The sequence below is a fragment of the Serratia sp. JKS000199 genome, assembly GCF_900215455.1.
Taxonomy (GTDB): Bacteria; Pseudomonadota; Gammaproteobacteria; order Enterobacterales; family Enterobacteriaceae; genus Serratia; species Serratia ureilytica.
Genome location: NZ_LT907843.1, coordinates 4,226,629 through 4,243,909 on the forward strand (window position 1 = coordinate 4,226,629; position 17,281 = coordinate 4,243,909).

The following is a 17,281-nucleotide window of genomic DNA, read 5'->3' on the forward strand; positions in this document are numbered from 1 at the left end:
CGCAGCATACTGTCGCCAATATACTCTGAAGTATTCAATACCGGACTATATGGTGGAGCTAAGCGGGATCGAACCGCTGACCTCCTGCGTGCAAGGCAGGCGCTCTCCCAGCTGAGCTATAGCCCCATACAGTCACGTGCAGTACCTTTTCCACTTACAAGAAGTGGTAGGCCTGAGTGGACTTGAACCACCGACCTCACCCTTATCAGGGGTGCGCTCTAACCACCTGAGCTACAAGCCTATAAAGGTATTTCTGCTCGTTACTTTCTATCAGACAATCTGTGTGAGCACGCCACTCGAACTAATATCTTTAGGTAAGGAGGTGATCCAACCGCAGGTTCCCCTACGGTTACCTTGTTACGACTTCACCCCAGTCATGAATCACAAAGTGGTAAGCGCCCTCCCGAAGGTTAAGCTACCTACTTCTTTTGCAACCCACTCCCATGGTGTGACGGGCGGTGTGTACAAGGCCCGGGAACGTATTCACCGTAGCATTCTGATCTACGATTACTAGCGATTCCGACTTCATGGAGTCGAGTTGCAGACTCCAATCCGGACTACGACGTACTTTATGAGGTCCGCTTGCTCTCGCGAGGTCGCTTCTCTTTGTATACGCCATTGTAGCACGTGTGTAGCCCTACTCGTAAGGGCCATGATGACTTGACGTCATCCCCACCTTCCTCCAGTTTATCACTGGCAGTCTCCTTTGAGTTCCCGGCCGAACCGCTGGCAACAAAGGATAAGGGTTGCGCTCGTTGCGGGACTTAACCCAACATTTCACAACACGAGCTGACGACAGCCATGCAGCACCTGTCTCAGAGTTCCCGAAGGCACCAAAGCATCTCTGCTAAGTTCTCTGGATGTCAAGAGTAGGTAAGGTTCTTCGCGTTGCATCGAATTAAACCACATGCTCCACCGCTTGTGCGGGCCCCCGTCAATTCATTTGAGTTTTAACCTTGCGGCCGTACTCCCCAGGCGGTCGATTTAACGCGTTAGCTCCGGAAGCCACGCCTCAAGGGCACAACCTCCAAATCGACATCGTTTACAGCGTGGACTACCAGGGTATCTAATCCTGTTTGCTCCCCACGCTTTCGCACCTGAGCGTCAGTCTTCGTCCAGGGGGCCGCCTTCGCCACCGGTATTCCTCCAGATCTCTACGCATTTCACCGCTACACCTGGAATTCTACCCCCCTCTACGAGACTCTAGCTTGCCAGTTTCAAATGCAGTTCCCAGGTTGAGCCCGGGGATTTCACATCTGACTTAACAAACCGCCTGCGTGCGCTTTACGCCCAGTAATTCCGATTAACGCTTGCACCCTCCGTATTACCGCGGCTGCTGGCACGGAGTTAGCCGGTGCTTCTTCTGCGAGTAACGTCAATTGATGAGCGTATTAGGCTCACCACCTTCCTCCTCGCTGAAAGTGCTTTACAACCCGAAGGCCTTCTTCACACACGCGGCATGGCTGCATCAGGCTTGCGCCCATTGTGCAATATTCCCCACTGCTGCCTCCCGTAGGAGTCTGGACCGTGTCTCAGTTCCAGTGTGGCTGGTCATCCTCTCAGACCAGCTAGGGATCGTCGCCTAGGTGAGCCATTACCCCACCTACTAGCTAATCCCATCTGGGCACATCTGATGGCAAGAGGCCCGAAGGTCCCCCTCTTTGGTCTTGCGACGTTATGCGGTATTAGCTACCGTTTCCAGTAGTTATCCCCCTCCATCAGGCAGTTTCCCAGACATTACTCACCCGTCCGCCGCTCGTCACCCAGGGAGCAAGCTCCCCTGTGCTACCGCTCGACTTGCATGTGTTAAGCCTGCCGCCAGCGTTCAATCTGAGCCATGATCAAACTCTTCAATTAAAAGCTTGATTTGCTTCCACTCGAGAAGCGATGCTCAAAGATTTACTGCATGAATTTTACTTCAGTTAGTCACTCTTCAAGACTTGATATTTTTTTGCATCCGAAGATGCTGGATATCGTCTTGTGGAGTGCCCACACAGATTGTCTGATAAATTGTTAAAGAGCAGTGCCGAGAAACTCATCGGCGCGGGCTGCGTATATTACGCTTTTCACCCGGAGAGTCAAGCGTTTATTTCGCTTTCTTCTCGCTGACCCGGCGGCTTGTCAGTCGTTGTTCCCGGTCAGTGGAGGCGCATTATAGGGAGTTCTCGGCGGGCCGCAACCCCTATTTTCAATATTTTTTCTGACCGTTGAATGTTTAACCAAAACACCGTTAAAGCGGCAGTTTTTTCAACGATTTAAAGCCATAGCCCTGCAAAACGGGCAATAAAGCGTCAGTATCTTCATTTAACGCCATGCAATACGCCAGATTCTCTTCCTGGCTCGAGACCAGGTTTTCCTGCGTAGAGATGAGCCAGGCGGTGCGACGGGCAATCGCCGCGCCGGAATCCACCAATCGGGTGCCTTCCGGCAACACTTGCATCAGCTCTTCAGCTAATAGAGGGAAATGGGTGCAGCCCAGCACGACGGTATCCGGCGGCTCGCGCATGCTCAGCCACGGATGCAGGATCTTCTTCAGCACCGGTAGCGGCACGGCTTCGCCATGCAGCTTGGCTTCCGCTAGCTCCACCAGTTCTGAAGAGCCCAGCAGTTCAATCTTGCAGTCGGTGGCGAAACGGGAAATCAGTTCGTGGGTGTAGCTGCGCTGTACGGTGCCGCGGGTCGCCAACAGGCCGACAATGCCGTTAACGGTAAGACGGGCCGCCGGTTTGATGGCGGGCACCACGCCCACGACAGGGAAACTGAAACGCTCGCGCAGGGCCGGCAAGGAGACCGTGCTGGCGGTGTTGCAGGCGATGACGACAATCGCCAGAGGATGACGTTGCTGCACCGCGCCGACAATCTCCAGCACGCGCTCAACGATAAACTCTTCGGACTTCTCGCCGTAGGGGAACGCCACGTTGTCGAACGCGTATATATAGTGGAGATCCGGCAGCAACTGCCGAATCTCTTGATACACCGACAGCCCGCCGACGCCGGAATCGAAAACCAGCACCGTCGGGCGAGGTGTGGCGGTACTGTTAGAAGGTATAGCTTCCAGTGAGGTAGTATTCTCTTCCTGGAGTAGCGTAGCCATAGGCCGTCTCATAATCTTTATCAAACAGGTTGGCAATTCTACCACGAACTGTCAGATGAGATGTGACCGGATACGAAACTGCGAGATCCCACAGACTCACGCCGCCAAGTTTAACGCTTTGTTCCGGATAGGTACTGTAATCCTTGTCATAACGTTGACCCAGATATTGATAAGTCACCGCCCAGTCAAAGTCATACAGCTGCCAGTCCAGCTCATATTTCACCTGCTGCTTGGCGCGCCGCAGCAGCACTTCATTGGTCTTGGCGTTGCGAGGATCGACATAGTCATAACCAATCTGATGCGTCAACGGGCCGGTATCAAATGAGGCCGTAGCTTCAATCCCTTTGATGGTCGCCTTACCCACGTTGTAATAGACGTAGTTGGTTTCCCCCGTGGAATCGATCAAATTGTCGATGTCGTTGCGATAACCGGAGATGCGCCAGGTCACCGGGCCGGTCAGCCCTTCAAAGCCACCTTCCCACTGCTTGCTTTCTTCCGGTTTCAGATCGGTGTTGTTACCGAAGTTGCCGTATAGCTGGCTCATATTCGGTGCTTTGAACGCCGTGCCATACGACGCGATAAAACGGTATCCCTCGACGAATTCCCAGGCCGCGCTGGTTTGCCAGGTGCCATGCCAGCCAAACTCGGAATGATCGTCACCTCGAACCGCACCTTCCAACGTCACCGGGCCAACCAGTTGCTGCGCGGTCAGGTAGATGCCTGCATCACGTTGGCTTTTTTCACCCTTCACGGTGGTGGAATCCGGTTTGATTTTCTGTTGCTGCCAGTCGACGCCAGAGCTTACGGTACCCTGTCCAACCTGCAGCGTATTGCCCCACTGCAGGTTGTACTGTTCGGAATCCACCAGGCTGGCCGAGCTGTCATGCATGCCGAGGCGAGGATCGTAATCGTAATCCTTGCTATGGCTGTAGCTGCCAATCACTTGTGTTGCGTAAATGCCTTCTTTATAGCGCAATCCGGTATCCCAGGTTTGGCTATACAGTTTGCGCGTATCCAGCAGAGGGCTGGTCGGTGAGGAATAATAACTATCATACGCCGTGCGGTTGTCGTAACCATACCCGCGCACAAAACCGCTGACCGATTCGCTGAACTGGTGCTCAAGCGCACCATACAGCGACTTACTCATAAAGCCATCGCGATCCTGTTGGCTTTGCATGCCGGTGCTGCCGTAGGCCACCACGTCATACCCTTTGGTGTAGGTGTAGTCACCCGCCACCGTCGCCACGGTGCTGTCGCCCAACTGCTGTTGAGTCGACGCGTCATAGGATTGATAGCCGTTGGAGCCGACGCCGGCTGAGAGCGTAGTACCGTTCTTTTCGCGGGTGGTAATAATGTTGACCACGCCGCCGATGGCGTCGGAGCCGTACACCGCCGAGCGCGGGCCGCGGATGTATTCGACTTTCTGCACCAACGAAATCGGGATTTGGCTAAGGTCAGAAGAGCCGCTGACGCCCGCCTGATTAAGGCGAATGCCGTCAATTAGCACCAGCACGTGGCTGGAGTTGGTGCCGCGAATAAACAGCGAGCTCTTTTGCCCCAACCCGCCGTTTTGGCCAACGTCCACGCCCGGCAAACGGCGCATCACGTCGGTCAGGCTCTTGGCCTGCCAACGATCGATATCGTTACGGGTGACGATGGTGGTCGGCGCCAGCACGGAAGAAACCGGCTGCGGGAAACGGTTGGCGGTAACCACCAGGTTATCGCCATTCGTGGCTGTGGTGTTGTCTTGCGCCCATCCAGAAAAAGCCGTGACGGAAGAGACCACCGCCAGCAGCGTATTTTTTGTAATTGTCATGAGAAAAGCATCCAAACTTAATTGGCGGATGCCGCAGGATCATGGCCGGTAGTTCGCGACGGCCACGGACATTGCGACGTAACACCGGCAGGTCTTCGGGCTTGGGATTTGCGGGCCGCAGGGCGCGACCGGCAACGGGCGATGACTTCCCATCCTGCAGTGGACAGTGTCTGCGTCGAAACGCTATCGCCGTGACTTCCCCTTACCGCTGCGCGTCAGCTCCGGATTCACACCGGATTCCCTTTTCACTCGCTGCTTGAGGCCGGACGGCAATGCTACGATCAATGCAAATAGATGTCTAGACTGCCATTAATGTTACAAATAATAAACGCGACAAAACTGGACTTCACGGGCTGATTCCCTACAATCCCCGCTGATCAAATTTGCCTGACGAGAAGAAACACATGACGCCCGAGAATTTGCCTATTGAACGTTACGATGACCAACTGGCGGAGAAAGTCGCCCGCCTGAAGACGTTGATGTCACCGTTCGCGGCGCCCGAGCCGGAAGTGTTCCGCTCGCCAGTCGACCACTACCGCATGCGCGCCGAATTCCGCATCTGGCACGACGCGGAAGACATGTATCACATCATGTTCGATCAGCAGACCAAGCAGCGTATTCGCGTCGATCAGTTCCCGGCGGCCAGCGAGCTGATCAACCGCCTGATGACCGCCCTGATCGCCGCGCTGAAACCGGAGCCGATCCTGCGCCACAAGCTGTTCCAGATAGATTATCTGTCGACGCGAAGCGGCAAAATCATCGCTTCGCTGCTGTATCACCGCAAGCTGGATGACGTTTGGCAACAGCGCGCCGAGCAGTTGCGCGACGAGCTGCGCGCGCAGGGTTTCGACCTGCAGCTGATCGGCCGAGCGTCGAAGACCAAGATCATGCTCGACCAGGATTATGTTGACGAAGTGCTGCCGGTCGCCGGCCGCGACATGATTTATCGCCAGGTGGAAAACAGTTTCACTCAGCCCAACGCGGCCATGAACGTGCAGATGCTGGAGTGGGCGTTGGCGGTCACCGCCGGTTCCAAAGGCGATTTGCTGGAGCTGTACTGCGGCAACGGCAACTTCTCGCTGGCGCTGGCGCGCAATTTCGAGCGCGTGCTGGCGACCGAGATCGCCAAACCGTCGGTGGCGGCGGCGCAGTACAACATCGCCGCCAACCATATCGACAACGTGCAGATCATCCGCATGGCGGCGGAAGACTTCACTCAGGCGATGAATGGAGTACGCGAATTCAACCGGTTGAAAGGCATCGATCTGAGCGGCTACAACTGCGAGACGATTTTCGTCGATCCGCCGCGCAGCGGGCTGGACGATGAAACGGTGAAGATGGTGCAGGCTTACCCGCGCATTCTGTATATTTCATGCAATCCGGAAACGCTGTGCGCCAACCTGGAAACGCTGCAGGCCACCCACCGGGTCAGCCGTCTGGCGCTGTTCGATCAGTTCCCGTATACCCATCACATGGAGTGCGGCGTGTTGCTGGAAAAGCACCGCTGATATGACAGGGGCGCCATGATGGCGCCCCGTTTCATTACGATTCTTGAGTCGGCGCATCCGGCGCCTTGCGCGCCTTCAGTTTCATGCCGATCCACAGCACCAGCGCCACGCAGATCACCGACGGCAGGAAGTTGGAGCCGATCTGCGGATACTCGGCGCGCACGATGGCGCTGTACAACAGCAGCCCCAGCAGGAAACAGGCCGCCGCCAGCTTCGGCATGCCATCCGGCATGGCGCGGTTCAGGTAACGCTGATGCAGGCAGTACACCGCCAGCACCAACGCGATCAGCGGGAAGATCGAAAACGGCACCACCGAGCTGAACAGCGCGGCAAAGGAACCGTTGATCGAAAGGCCGGCAATCAACGCCAGCAGTAAGGTGCCATTTTCACGGCCTGGTTTTTCCATCATTTTTTACCTTTTTTATACGTGGGACACAGAAGCTTTTTCTTGTTCGCGACGATACCAGTAATACGCCCCTTTGGAGATCATCCGCAGTTGCAGCACCAGCCGTTCTTCCAGCTGCTGCCGCTGCTCGACGTCGATATCCAGCGCTTCCGCGCCGGCGCTGAACACGATGGTGACCATCGCTTCCGCCTGCGCTTCGGTAAAGCTGCGCGGCATGTGATTTTCCAACTCGAGGTAGTCCGCCAGTTCGGCGATGAAATGCTGGATCTCGCGCGCCACCGCCGCACGGAATGCCGCCGACGTGCCGGAGCGCTCGCGCAGCAGCAGGCGGAAGGCGTTCGGGTTGTTGCCGATAAACTCCATAAAGGTGGACACCGAGGTGCGGATCACGCTGCCGCCCTTGGCGATGCGTTGGCGCGCCTGGCGCATCAACTGACGCAGCATCAGGCCGCTTTCATCCACCATGGTCAGCCCCAACTCGTCCACATCGCGGAAATGGCGATAAAACGACGTGGGCGCGATGCCCGCCTCGCGTGAAACTTCCCGCAGGCTCAGACTGGCGAAGCTGCGTTCGGCGCTCAGCTGGCTGAAAGCGGCTTCGATCAGGGAACGACGAGTCCGTTCTTTTTGTTGTGCTCTGACGCCCATATGCATATCCGGATAGGTTCCATTTTCTCAGTCTAACGCCCTAGACTCGGCAATATAGCAAATTTTATTGCAACAGCATTTATACTAACGCGCTCTATCACACTTCCGCCCTGAGCCGATTGTGCTTTGACTCAAAAAGCCTAATGGTGATTGGGTGAGCAGCGCTATGATGTTAAGATACCGTTGTAATCTTGTATAAAAAAACAGGTCTCTCCTACATGCAACAGCACTATCAATTTGATGCCATTGTGATTGGCTCGGGCCCTGGTGGTGAAGGTGCCGCCATGGGGCTGGTGAAACAAGGCGCCCGCGTGGCCGTTATCGAACGGTACAATAACGTAGGCGGCGGATGTACCCATTGGGGCACCATCCCCTCCAAAGCCCTCCGCCACGCCGTCAGCCGCATTATCGAATTCAACCAGAACCCGCTTTACAACAACTCGCGCACGCTCAGCGCGACCTTCCCTGACATTTTACGCCACGCCGATAACGTCATCAGCCAGCAGACCCGAATGCGCCAAGGGTTCTATGAGCGGAACCAGTGCAAACTGTTCGCCGGCGACGCGCGCTTCATCGACGCCAACACCGTCAGCGTCAGCTACATGGACGGCACCCAGGACACCATCCGCGCCGATCACATCGTGATCGCCTGCGGCTCGCGTCCTTACCATCCGGCCAGCGTCGACTTCAACCATCCGCGCATCTACGACAGCGATTCCATTCTCGAGCTGAGCCATGAGCCGCGCCACGTGATCATTTACGGCGCCGGGGTGATCGGCTGCGAGTATGCGTCCATCTTCCGCGGCCTGAACGTCAAGGTCGATCTGATCAACACCCGCGATCGTCTGCTGGCGTTCCTCGATCAGGAGATGTCGGATTCGCTCTCTTACCACTTCTGGAACAACGGCGTGGTGATCCGCCACAACGAAGAATTCGAGAAGATCGAAGGCACCGAAGACGGCGTGATCGTGCACCTGAAGTCCGGCAAGAAGGTGAAAGCGGACTGCCTGCTGTACGCCAACGGCCGTACCGGCAACACCGATTCGCTGGGGTTGGAGAACGTCGGCCTGGAGTCGGACAGCCGCGGGCTGCTGAAAGTGAACAGCATGTATCAAACCGCGCTGTCGCACATTTATGCGGTCGGTGACGTGATCGGCTATCCGAGCCTGGCTTCCGCCGCCTACGATCAGGGCCGCATCGCCGCGCAAGCGATCGCCTCCGGCGAAGCCAGCGGTCACTTAATCGAAGATATCCCGACCGGCATCTACACCATTCCGGAAATCAGCTCCGTCGGCAAAACCGAGCAGGAACTGACCGCGATGAAGGTGCCGTATGAAGTGGGCCGCGCCCAGTTCAAGCATCTGGCGCGCGCGCAGATAGCCGGGATGAACGTCGGCAGCCTGAAGATCCTGTTCCATCGCGACACCCTGCAGATCCTTGGGATCCACTGCTTCGGCGAGCGTGCGGCGGAGATCATCCACATCGGCCAGGCGATCATGGAACAGAAAGGTGAAGGCAATACTATCGAGTATTTCGTTAATACGACCTTCAACTATCCGACCATGGCCGAAGCCTACCGGGTGGCGGCGCTAAACGGCTTAAACCGCCTGTTTTAACGCGCTGTCGATGTAGCCCTGCATGTGTTCGCGGATCGCCTCGGCCAGTTGCTCATAACGGCTGCGCAAAGGGGAGCCGGGGCGGTACACCAGCGCGATGGTGCGCTTCGGCTCCGGCTTGTAGCAATCCAGATAGCAGACGCCGTCGCGTTCGCGCTGCGGCGGTACCGCCAGTGACGGCAGCAGGGTAATGCCGCTGCCGGCCGCGACCATATTGCGCAGCGTTTCCAGACTGGTGGCGCGGAAGTGGGTATCTTCGTCCGCGCCCGCCTGGAAGCAGAAGCCCATCGCCTGATCGCGCAGGCAGTGGCCATCCTCCAGCATCAGCAGTTTCTCACCCGCCAAATCCGGCATCGGCACGCGCTCGCGCTGCGCCCACGGGTGATCGGAGTACACCGCCAGCTTCATCGGTTCATCGAACAAAGGCACTTCGATAAACGCCTCGGTTTCCTTAACCAATGCCAGAATGGCGCAGTCCAGTTTGCCGCTGTCGAGTTGCGCCAGCAGCTGATGGGTTTGCGCTTCGTGCAGGTACATTTCCAGTTTCGGGAACGTTTTGTGCAGCGTCGGGATGATCTGCGGCAGCAGATAAGGCCCCACGGTCGGGATCAGGCCGATGTGCAACGGCCCGGACATGGCTTCGCCCTGCTGGCTGGCCATCTCCTTCAATACTTTCACTTCTCGCAGCACAGTACGCGCCTGCTCCACCAGCAACAGACCCGCCTGGGTGAACAGCACCTTGCGGCTGGTGCGTTCGAGCAGCATGACGCCCAACTCGTCTTCCAGCTTGCGGATCTGCCCGCTCAGCGTGGGTTGGCTTACATGGCATGAATCGGCCGCGCGGCGGAAGTGCCGGTGCTCGGCCAAGGCGACCAGATACTCTAAATCACGAATATTCATTGTTTCCCTCCATTCCATGATAGCTCATGGCGATAGATAAGATAGCAATGAGCGATTAGATCTATCAAGCCCCAGCGACAATAATGTGTCCCAACGAAGCGATATCGCGCTAAATGCTAAAAATTACTTTTCCTAATTAAGGGGTTAATCAATGTTTACCAGTCAAGAAGGCAAGAAAGTTCCTCAGGTTACTTTCCACACCCGTCAGGGCGACCAATGGATTGATGTGACCACTGATGACCTGTTCAAAAACAAAACCGTCATTGTTTTCTCGCTGCCGGGCGCGTTCACGCCGACCTGTTCTTCGAGCCACCTGCCGCGCTACAACGAACTGTCCAGCGTATTCAAGCAGCACGGCGTCGACAGCATTCTTTGCGTCTCCGTGAACGACACCTTCGTCATGAACGCCTGGAAAGCCGACCAACATGCGGAAAACATCACCTTCGTGCCGGACGGCAACGGTGAATTCACCAAAGGCATGAACATGCTGGTCGAGAAAGCGGATCTGGGCTTTGGCCCTCGCTCATGGCGCTACTCGATGCTGGTACGCAACGGCGTGGTCGAGAAAATGTTTGTTGAGCCGAACAAGCCGGGCGACCCGTTTGAAGTGTCCGACGCCGACACCATGCTGAAATACCTGGCGCCGGAATTCAAAGTGCAGGAATCGGTCTCCCTGTTCACCAAACCGGGCTGCCCATTCTGCGCCAAAGCCAAGCAGATGCTGCAAGAGCGCGGCATTCAGTATGAAGAGATTGTGCTGGGCAAAGACGCTACCACCGTCAGCCTGCGCGCCGTCAGCGGCCGCGCCACGGTGCCGCAGGTCTTCATCGGCGGCCGTCACATTGGCGGCAGCGACGATCTGGAAACATTCCTGTCAGCTTAATAAGTAATAACAAAGCCAACGTGAACTTTGGCGGGCTACGGCCCGCCCTTTTTTTACCTTTCAGGAGCGGATATGAAACTGTTGAACGTTGATGTCGCGGTCATCGGCGGCGGCACCGCAGGGCTCGGCGCCTATCGCGCGGCCAAACTGTCTACCCCCAGCGTGGTGATGATTGAAGGCGGGCCTTACGGCACCACCTGTGCGCGCGTTGGCTGCATGCCATCCAAATTACTGATCGCCGCCGCCGAAGCGGTGCATCAAATCGAACGTGCGCCGGGCTTTGGCGTGCACCCAACCGGCAAAACGCGTATCGACGGACGCGAGGTGATGGCGCGCGTCAAACGCGAACGCGATCGTTTCGTCGGCTTCGTGCTGGAAGGCGTGGACGAGATCCCGGCCGCCGACAAAATTCAGGGCTATGCCCGCTTTATCGACGACAACACGCTGCAGGTCGATGACCATACGCGCATCGTGGCGCAGCGCATCGTGATCGCCACCGGCTCTCGCCCCAGTTGGCCGGCGCCGTGGAATGAACTGGGCGATCGCCTGATCGTCAACGACGATCTGTTCAACTGGGATGACTTGCCGCAGTCCGTGGCGGTATTCGGCCCTGGCGTGATCGGGCTGGAGTTGGGGCAAGCGCTGCACCGCCTCGGCGTCGACACCAAGGTCTTCGGCATCGGCGGCGCCGTCGGGCCGCTGACCGACAGCGCCGTGCGCGATTACGCTGCGAAGGCGCTGGGGGAAGAATTCTACCTCGACGCCGACGTGAAAGTGGAGATGATGCAGCGCGAAGGCGACCGCGTATTTATCCGCTATCAGGATCTGCAGGGCCAGTCGCAGGAGATCCTGGTGGACTACGTGCTGGCCGCCACCGGCCGCCGCCCCAACGTCGATCGGCTGGGTCTTGAAAACACCGGCCTACAGCTCGACGCTCGAGGCGTGCCGCTGGCCGACCGCCTGACGATGCAAACCAGCGTGCCGCATATCTTTATCGCCGGCGACGCCAGCAACCAACTGCCGCTGTTGCATGAGGCCAGCGATCAGGCACGCATCGCCGGCGCCAATGCCGGCAGCTTCCCGGAGATCAATCCGGGTCTGCGCCGCAGCGCGATTTCGGTGGTGTTCTCCGATCCGCAGATCGCCATGGTCGGCTCGACCTTCCGCGAGCTGAGCGAGAAGTTCAGCGCCTGCGGATGTTTTGAAGTGGGCAAGGTCTCGTTTGAGAATCAGGGCCGCTCGCGGGTGATGCTGCGCAACAAGGGCGTTCTGCACGTTTACGGCGAGCAAGGCACCGGCCGTTTCCTCGGCGCGGAAATGATCGGCCCGGACGCCGAACACATTGCGCACCTGTTAGCCTGGGCGCACCAACAGCAGATGACCGTCGATCAGATGCTGGACATGCCGTTCTATCATCCGGTGATCGAAGAAGGCTTGCGCACTGCGCTGCGCGACCTGCAGGCGAAGCTCAAACTCGGCACGGCCGAAATCGAACGCTGTCAGCGCTGTCCGGGCGAATAACGCCTTCTTATCCGTTCACACCTACCGGGCCTTCAGGCCCGGTTTTTTTGCGCAGCGCTTTCCAGATTTTCCTCCCTCCTCTTGCCTCACGGCCCTCCTGCGCTCATTTTTTATGCTTCGATATTGAAGTGATATCAATAACGATACTAAAACAAAGGCAACTGAACGAGATCAGGGATGACATCGCTGATTTGCAACAGCGGCAGAACAGCATCGCCGGCTGGCGATCGGCGCGATGGAAGAAGGCGTGAGCCTGAACCGTTATCTCTGCGCACGCCTGGCGGGGTAAAGGTTCAAGGGCGGCGCCAGGCCGCCCTCGTCGTCAAGCCAAACGCTGTTTCGCGGCGGCGATTGCCGCGGCCACCTGCTGCGGCGCGACGCCGCCTTTGGCCGCACGTTTGTCCAGGCAGGATTGCAACGCCAGGATCGGATAGACGTCGTCGCCGATCGTCGCGCTGAACTGCTGCAAATCCGCCAGCGGCAGCGCTTCCAGCGGTTTGCCCTGGCGAATGGCTTCTACCACCGCCTCACCGACGATATGGTGCGCTTCGCGGAACGGCACGCCTTTGGCGACCAGGTAGTCCGCCAGCTCGGTGGCATTCGCATAACCCTGCTCCGCCGCTTCCCGGCAGCGCGGGCGCTTAACCTGAATGCCGTCCAGCACCAGCGCCGCCATCTGCAGGCAGTCCATCCAGGTGTCGAGCGCGTCGAACAGCCCTTCTTTGTCTTCCTGCATGTCTTTGTTGTACGCCAGCGGCAGGCCTTTCAGCGTCATCATCATGCCGGTCAGCGCGCCCTGTACGCGGCCGCACTTGCCGCGGATCAGCTCCAGCGCGTCCGGGTTTTTCTTCTGCGGCATCAGCGAAGAGCCGGAGGTCACGCGGTCAGACAGCTCGACAAACGCCGCCTCGCCGCTGTTGAAGAAGATCAGATCTTCGGCGAAGCGCGACAGGTGCACCATGCTGATGGCGGCGTTGGACAGCAGCTCCAGCACGTGATCGCGATCGGATACGCTGTCCAGGCTGTTGCGGGTCGCCGAGGCGAAGCCCAGCCAGCCAGCCAGCTGCTCGCGATCGATAGGATACGCGGTGCCGGCCAGCGCGCCGCTGCCCAGCGGGCTGACGTCCAGCCGTTTCAGGGTATCCTGCAGGCGGCTTTCATCGCGCGCCAGCATCTCGACATAGGCCAGGCACCAGTGCGCGAAAGTCACCGGCTGCGCGCGTTGCAGGTGGGTATACCCCGGCATCACCGCATCCTGGTTGGCTTCGGCGGTCTCCACCAGCGCCTGCTGCAGCTGGACGATCGCCTGATGCAGATCGCCGATCTGCTGTTTGCACCACAGCTTCAGATCGGTCGCGACCTGATCGTTGCGGCTGCGGCCGGTATGCAGCTTCTTGCCCAAATCGCCGACCTTCTCGATCAGCTTCTGCTCCACCCAGCTGTGGATGTCTTCGGCATCGCTTTGGACGATCGCCAAAGGATCGGCCTGGACTTCCGTCAGCAAGGCATTCAGCGCCTGCTCCAGCTGCTGTTGCTCCGTTGCCGTCAACACGTTAACGGTCACCAGCGCCTTCGACCAGGCCACCGAGCCCACGATATCTTGCTCCGCCAGGCGATAATCGAACCGCAGCGAATCGTTGAGTTGCTTGAACCGCTGATCCGCCGCCTGAGTGAACCGTCCGCCCCAAAGTGCCATACCTTTACTCCTGAATTTTTATGCGAAAGGGCGCAGCATGCTGCGCCCTTGCAGAGTCACGCCAATCGGTTATTTATTCTTTTTCTCGTTCAACGCGCGGATGCGTGAAGACAGAGAGAACAGGCGGATAAAGCCGCCCGCGTGGCTGTGATCGTAAACTTCGTCTTCGCCGAAGGTGGCGAACTCTTCGGAGTACAGGCTGTTGGCGGATTTTTTCTGGGTCGCCGTCACCTGGCCTTTGTACAGCTGCAGTACCACTTCACCGTTCACCTCTTCAGCCAATGCTTCGGCAGAGGCCTGCAGCGAGCGGCGCAGCGGCGCGAACCAACGGCCGTCGTACACCACATAGGACATCTCCAGGCCCAGCTGCTCGCGCCATTTGAAGCTGTCGCGATCCAGCACCAGCTGCTCGATGGCGCGCAGCGCCGCCACCATGATGGTGCCCCCCGGGGTCTCATAGCAGCCGCGGGATTTGATGCCCACCAGACGGTTTTCCACGATGTCGATACGGCCGACACCGTGCTTGGCGCCCAGCGCGTTCAGGGTTTCCAGGCACTGGTACGGCGACAGCGCTTTACCGTTAACCGCCACGACGCGGCCTTTCTCGACGGTAACGGTCACCTGCTCAGGCTGGTCCGGCGCTTCCTGCGGATCGACGGTCCATACCCAGCAATCCTTGTTTGGCGCGTTCCACGGGCTTTCCAGCACGCCGCCTTCGGTGGAGATGTGCCAGGCGTTCTCATCGCGGCTGTAGATTTTCTCCAGCGATGCGGTGGTCGGGATATTGCGCTCTTTCAGGTAATCCAGCAGCGCTTCACGGGAACGCAGGTTCCACTCGCGCCACGGCGCTACCACTTTCAGCTGCGGCGCCAGCGCGGTGTAGGTGGTTTCGAAACGCACCTGATCGTTGCCTTTGCCGGTCGCGCCGTGGCACAGCGCGTCTGCGCCCACTTTCAACGCCAGCTCGACCTGCGCCTTGGCGATGATCGGCCGCGCCATCGAGGTGCCCAGCAGGTAGCTGCCCTCATACAGGGCGCCGGTCTGCAGCACTGGATAAACGTAATCGCGGATAAATTCTTCACGCAGATCGACCACGTGACATTCAGAGGCACCGGACTGCAGGGCTTTTTGCTCCACGCCTTCCAGATCGCTGCGCTCCTGGCCGATGTCCGCCACGAACGCCACCACTTCACAGCCGCCGTAGTTCTCTTTCAGCCATGGAATGATGGCCGAGGTATCCAGGCCGCCGGAGTACGCCAGAACGATTTTTTTGATGCCTTGGTTTTGCATGGTCTATTCCTTTCTAATTCTAAAATTAAGCGAGGATCCGGGTGCCAATCGACACGCCGTTAAACAAAGCAGGAAGCTGATCGGCATGGCGCCAGCTGGCGATATCCACCGGGCGGCCGAGGGTGCGGGCAGCGTCGAGCGCCGCATTCACCTTCACCACCATACCATCGGTGATGATGCCTTGCGCGATCAGTTGTTCCGCTTTTTGCGCCGTCATTTCCGCAATGCGTTGGCCCTTGCCGTCGAGGATGCCGCTGACGTCCGACAGCAGGATAAGGTCCGCCCCCAGCGTCGCCGCCAGCGCCGTCGCCGCCTGATCGGCGTTCACATTCATTAACTGCCCTTCGGCGGTGATGCCGATGGAGCTGACAACCGGCAGGTAGCCGGCGCCCAGCAGGGTATTGAGCAGCGCGGGCGAACCGGGCTGCGCGTTGCCGACGTGGCCCAATGCCGGATCGAGCGGGGTCACGACCGCGCTGCCGCCGTCCGCCAGGCTCAGGCCGACGGCGTTGATTTGGTGTTTAATCGCCCACGCCAGCAGCGTTTTGTTGGCGGTGCCGGCCAGCGCCCCGGTGATGATGTCGATCTGATCGGCCGGCGTGACCCGTAGGCCGTTCTTTTTCACCACCGGCAAAGCGAGCTGCTTCATCAGTTCGTCCACCACGCAGCCGCCGCCGTGCACGATCACCAGCGGACGCTGGTGCTGCTGCCGATAGCTGTCCAACGCGGTAAACAGACGCTCCAGCGCTTCTTCACTGTCTAATAACACGCCACCTAACTTGATAATTAACGGGTTCATTGCTGTTTACTCACGCTGGTTTAAAGGAGTGATTGGGTTTCCGGGAAGCCGAAACGGATATTCAGGCATTGCACCGCCTGCGCCGCCGCGCCTTTCAGCAGATTGTCTTCCACCGCCACGGCGATCAGATGCTCGCCCTGCACCGCAAAACCGATGTCGCAGAACGGCAGCCCCACCACCGATTTCAGCGCCGGCACGCCCTGGTCGTACAGCCGCACCAGCGGCTTGTCGTCATAGGCGGCATGATAGGCGGCCGCGACGTCCTGCGCGGTCACGCCGGCTTTCAGACGGCAGGTGATGGTTTCAAGGATGCCGCGCGGGAAATTGCCCAGGTGCGGCGTAAAGATGACCGGCACGCCCAGGTGTGCGGCGATCTCCGGCTGGTGCCGATGAGTGAAAATACCGTACGGCTGCAGGCTCACTTCGCAGAAGCTGGTGGTCATGCTGGCCTTGCGCCCGGCGCCGCTGACGCCGCTGGTGGCGTTGATCACCGGCCACTGATCCAGATTCAGCAGCTGTTTTTCGATCAACGGTTTCAGCGCCAGCTGCGCCGCCGTCGGGTAACAGCCCGGCACCGCGATCAGCTGCGCCTGTTTAATCTTGTCGCTCTGCCACTCCGCCAGGCCGTACACCGCCTGCTCCAGCAGAGCGCCATGCTGATGCTCGAAACCGTAGTACTGGCTATAAAAACCGGCGTCCTGCACGCGGAAGGCGCCGGACAGATCGAACACCACGCAGCCCGCCGCCAGGAAAGCCGGTGCGATATCGTGGCTGACTTCATGGGCGGTGGCGAGGAACACCACGTCGATGCCCTGCGCCGCCTTGGCGACGTCGGTCAACGGCTGCAGCGGCAGATCGACGATGCCTTTCAACTGGGGATGGAGATCGGAAAGCAACTTTCCTGCATCTGCACTTTGCGCTGAAACCGCTAAAGCGGTTATGTTCATGTGTGGGTGACGATTCAGGTAAGCCGTGAGCTCCGCTCCGGCGTAACCGCTGGCACCAACGATCAGCGTATTCAACATGTGGCCTTTCACCTTCTAAACTGACGTGCGGTCGCTTGCGACCCAGGTAACAGGGCTAGCCAGCGTTGTTGCGCCGTTC

14 protein-coding genes, 2 tRNA genes, 1 rRNA gene and 1 riboswitch are annotated in these 17,281 nt (G+C 58.5%); of the genes, 5 read left to right on the plus strand and 12 right to left on the minus strand.

Annotated elements, in window-relative coordinates:
• Positions 1 to 50: 50 nt before the first annotated feature.
• From CPH57_RS20035 to btuB, 5 genes are all read right to left on the minus strand, one after another.
• Positions 51 to 126: transfer RNA gene (locus CPH57_RS20035), tRNA-Ala, on the minus strand.
• 38 nt (positions 127 to 164) lie between these two features.
• Positions 165 to 241 (minus strand) — tRNA-Ile (locus CPH57_RS20040).
• 74 nt (positions 242 to 315) lie between these two features.
• Positions 316 to 1,857, minus strand: a 16S ribosomal RNA gene (locus tag CPH57_RS20045).
• Positions 1,858 to 2,230: 373 nt separating this feature from the next.
• A complete protein-coding gene (gene murI / locus CPH57_RS20050) occupies positions 2,231 to 3,094 on the minus strand; it encodes a glutamate racemase (RefSeq protein ID WP_025921004.1) in 864 nt (287 codons plus the stop codon).
• Positions 3,039 to 4,910 (minus strand): TonB-dependent vitamin B12 receptor BtuB, encoded by a 1,872-nt coding sequence (gene btuB, locus CPH57_RS20055; RefSeq protein WP_033645223.1) that lies wholly within the window; start codon positions 4,908 to 4,910, stop codon positions 3,039 to 3,041. Before btuB ends, murI begins: the two co-directional genes overlap by 56 nt.
• Before the next feature lie 68 nt (positions 4,911 to 4,978).
• A riboswitch (cobalamin riboswitch) is annotated at positions 4,979 to 5,192 on the minus strand.
• Positions 5,193 to 5,314: 122 nt separating this feature from the next.
• On the opposite strand from btuB, the gene trmA reads away from it, so the two are divergent.
• A complete protein-coding gene (gene trmA / locus CPH57_RS20060; RefSeq protein ID WP_047025843.1) occupies positions 5,315 to 6,418 on the plus strand; it encodes a tRNA (uridine(54)-C5)-methyltransferase TrmA in 1,104 nt (367 codons plus the stop codon).
• A 34-nt stretch (positions 6,419 to 6,452) separates the two neighbouring features.
• Here trmA and CPH57_RS20065 read toward each other — a convergent pair whose 3' ends face one another.
• Together CPH57_RS20065 and fabR are read right to left on the minus strand one after the other, a co-directional pair.
• Positions 6,453 to 6,824, minus strand: a complete 372-nt coding sequence (locus CPH57_RS20065) for a YijD family membrane protein (protein ID WP_025304650.1) — start codon at positions 6,822 to 6,824, stop codon at positions 6,453 to 6,455.
• A gap of 15 nt (positions 6,825 to 6,839) precedes the next feature.
• Positions 6,840 to 7,472: an HTH-type transcriptional repressor FabR gene (fabR, locus tag CPH57_RS20070; RefSeq protein ID WP_004931044.1), complete on the minus strand. Its 633-nt coding sequence runs from the start codon at positions 7,470 to 7,472 to the stop codon at positions 6,840 to 6,842.
• A 218-nt stretch (positions 7,473 to 7,690) separates the two neighbouring features.
• Between fabR and sthA the strand changes: the two genes are divergently transcribed.
• Entirely contained in the window at positions 7,691 to 9,088 is a 1,398-nt protein-coding gene (gene sthA / locus CPH57_RS20075) for a Si-specific NAD(P)(+) transhydrogenase (protein ID WP_004931047.1), read from the plus strand.
• On the opposite strand, the gene oxyR is transcribed toward sthA, so the two are convergent.
• A complete protein-coding gene (oxyR, locus tag CPH57_RS20080; protein WP_033652202.1) occupies positions 9,071 to 9,988 on the minus strand; it encodes a DNA-binding transcriptional regulator OxyR in 918 nt (305 codons plus the stop codon). The genes sthA and oxyR overlap by 18 nt on opposite strands.
• 151 nt (positions 9,989 to 10,139) lie before the next feature.
• Between oxyR and CPH57_RS20085 the strand changes: the two genes are divergently transcribed.
• The 3 genes from CPH57_RS20085 to CPH57_RS20095 all read left to right on the plus strand — a co-directional run bounded on the left by CPH57_RS20085 (position 10,140) and on the right by CPH57_RS20095 (position 12,681).
• Positions 10,140 to 10,871, plus strand: coding sequence for a glutathione peroxidase (locus CPH57_RS20085; RefSeq protein ID WP_015379403.1), 732 nt, complete (start codon positions 10,140 to 10,142; stop codon positions 10,869 to 10,871).
• 72 nt (positions 10,872 to 10,943) lie between these two features.
• Positions 10,944 to 12,392 carry a dihydrolipoyl dehydrogenase gene (locus tag CPH57_RS20090; RefSeq protein ID WP_033645220.1) on the plus strand — a complete coding sequence of 483 codons (1,449 nt, stop codon included), beginning with the start codon at positions 10,944 to 10,946 and terminating at the stop codon, positions 12,390 to 12,392.
• Positions 12,393 to 12,618: 226 nt separating this feature from the next.
• The gene (locus CPH57_RS20095) at positions 12,619 to 12,681 is read left to right on the plus strand and encodes a hypothetical protein (RefSeq protein WP_230358737.1); all 63 of its coding nucleotides are present in this window, start codon (positions 12,619 to 12,621) and stop codon (positions 12,679 to 12,681) included.
• Between the two features lie 33 nt (positions 12,682 to 12,714).
• Here CPH57_RS20095 and argH read toward each other — a convergent pair whose 3' ends face one another.
• The 4 genes from argH to argC all read right to left on the minus strand — a co-directional run bounded on the left by argH (position 12,715) and on the right by argC (position 17,202).
• A complete protein-coding gene (gene argH / locus CPH57_RS20100) occupies positions 12,715 to 14,088 on the minus strand; it encodes an argininosuccinate lyase (RefSeq protein ID WP_004931059.1) in 1,374 nt (457 codons plus the stop codon).
• A gap of 69 nt (positions 14,089 to 14,157) precedes the next feature.
• A complete protein-coding gene (locus tag CPH57_RS20105) occupies positions 14,158 to 15,378 on the minus strand; it encodes an argininosuccinate synthase (RefSeq protein ID WP_004931061.1) in 1,221 nt (406 codons plus the stop codon).
• 25 nt (positions 15,379 to 15,403) lie between these two features.
• The gene (gene argB, locus CPH57_RS20110; RefSeq protein ID WP_033645219.1) at positions 15,404 to 16,177 is read right to left on the minus strand and encodes an acetylglutamate kinase; all 774 of its coding nucleotides are present in this window, start codon (positions 16,175 to 16,177) and stop codon (positions 15,404 to 15,406) included.
• Positions 16,178 to 16,197: 20 nt separating this feature from the next.
• Positions 16,198 to 17,202 (minus strand): N-acetyl-gamma-glutamyl-phosphate reductase, encoded by a 1,005-nt coding sequence (gene argC / locus CPH57_RS20115; protein ID WP_047025846.1) that lies wholly within the window; start codon positions 17,200 to 17,202, stop codon positions 16,198 to 16,200.
• Positions 17,203 to 17,281 lie beyond the last annotated feature (79 nt).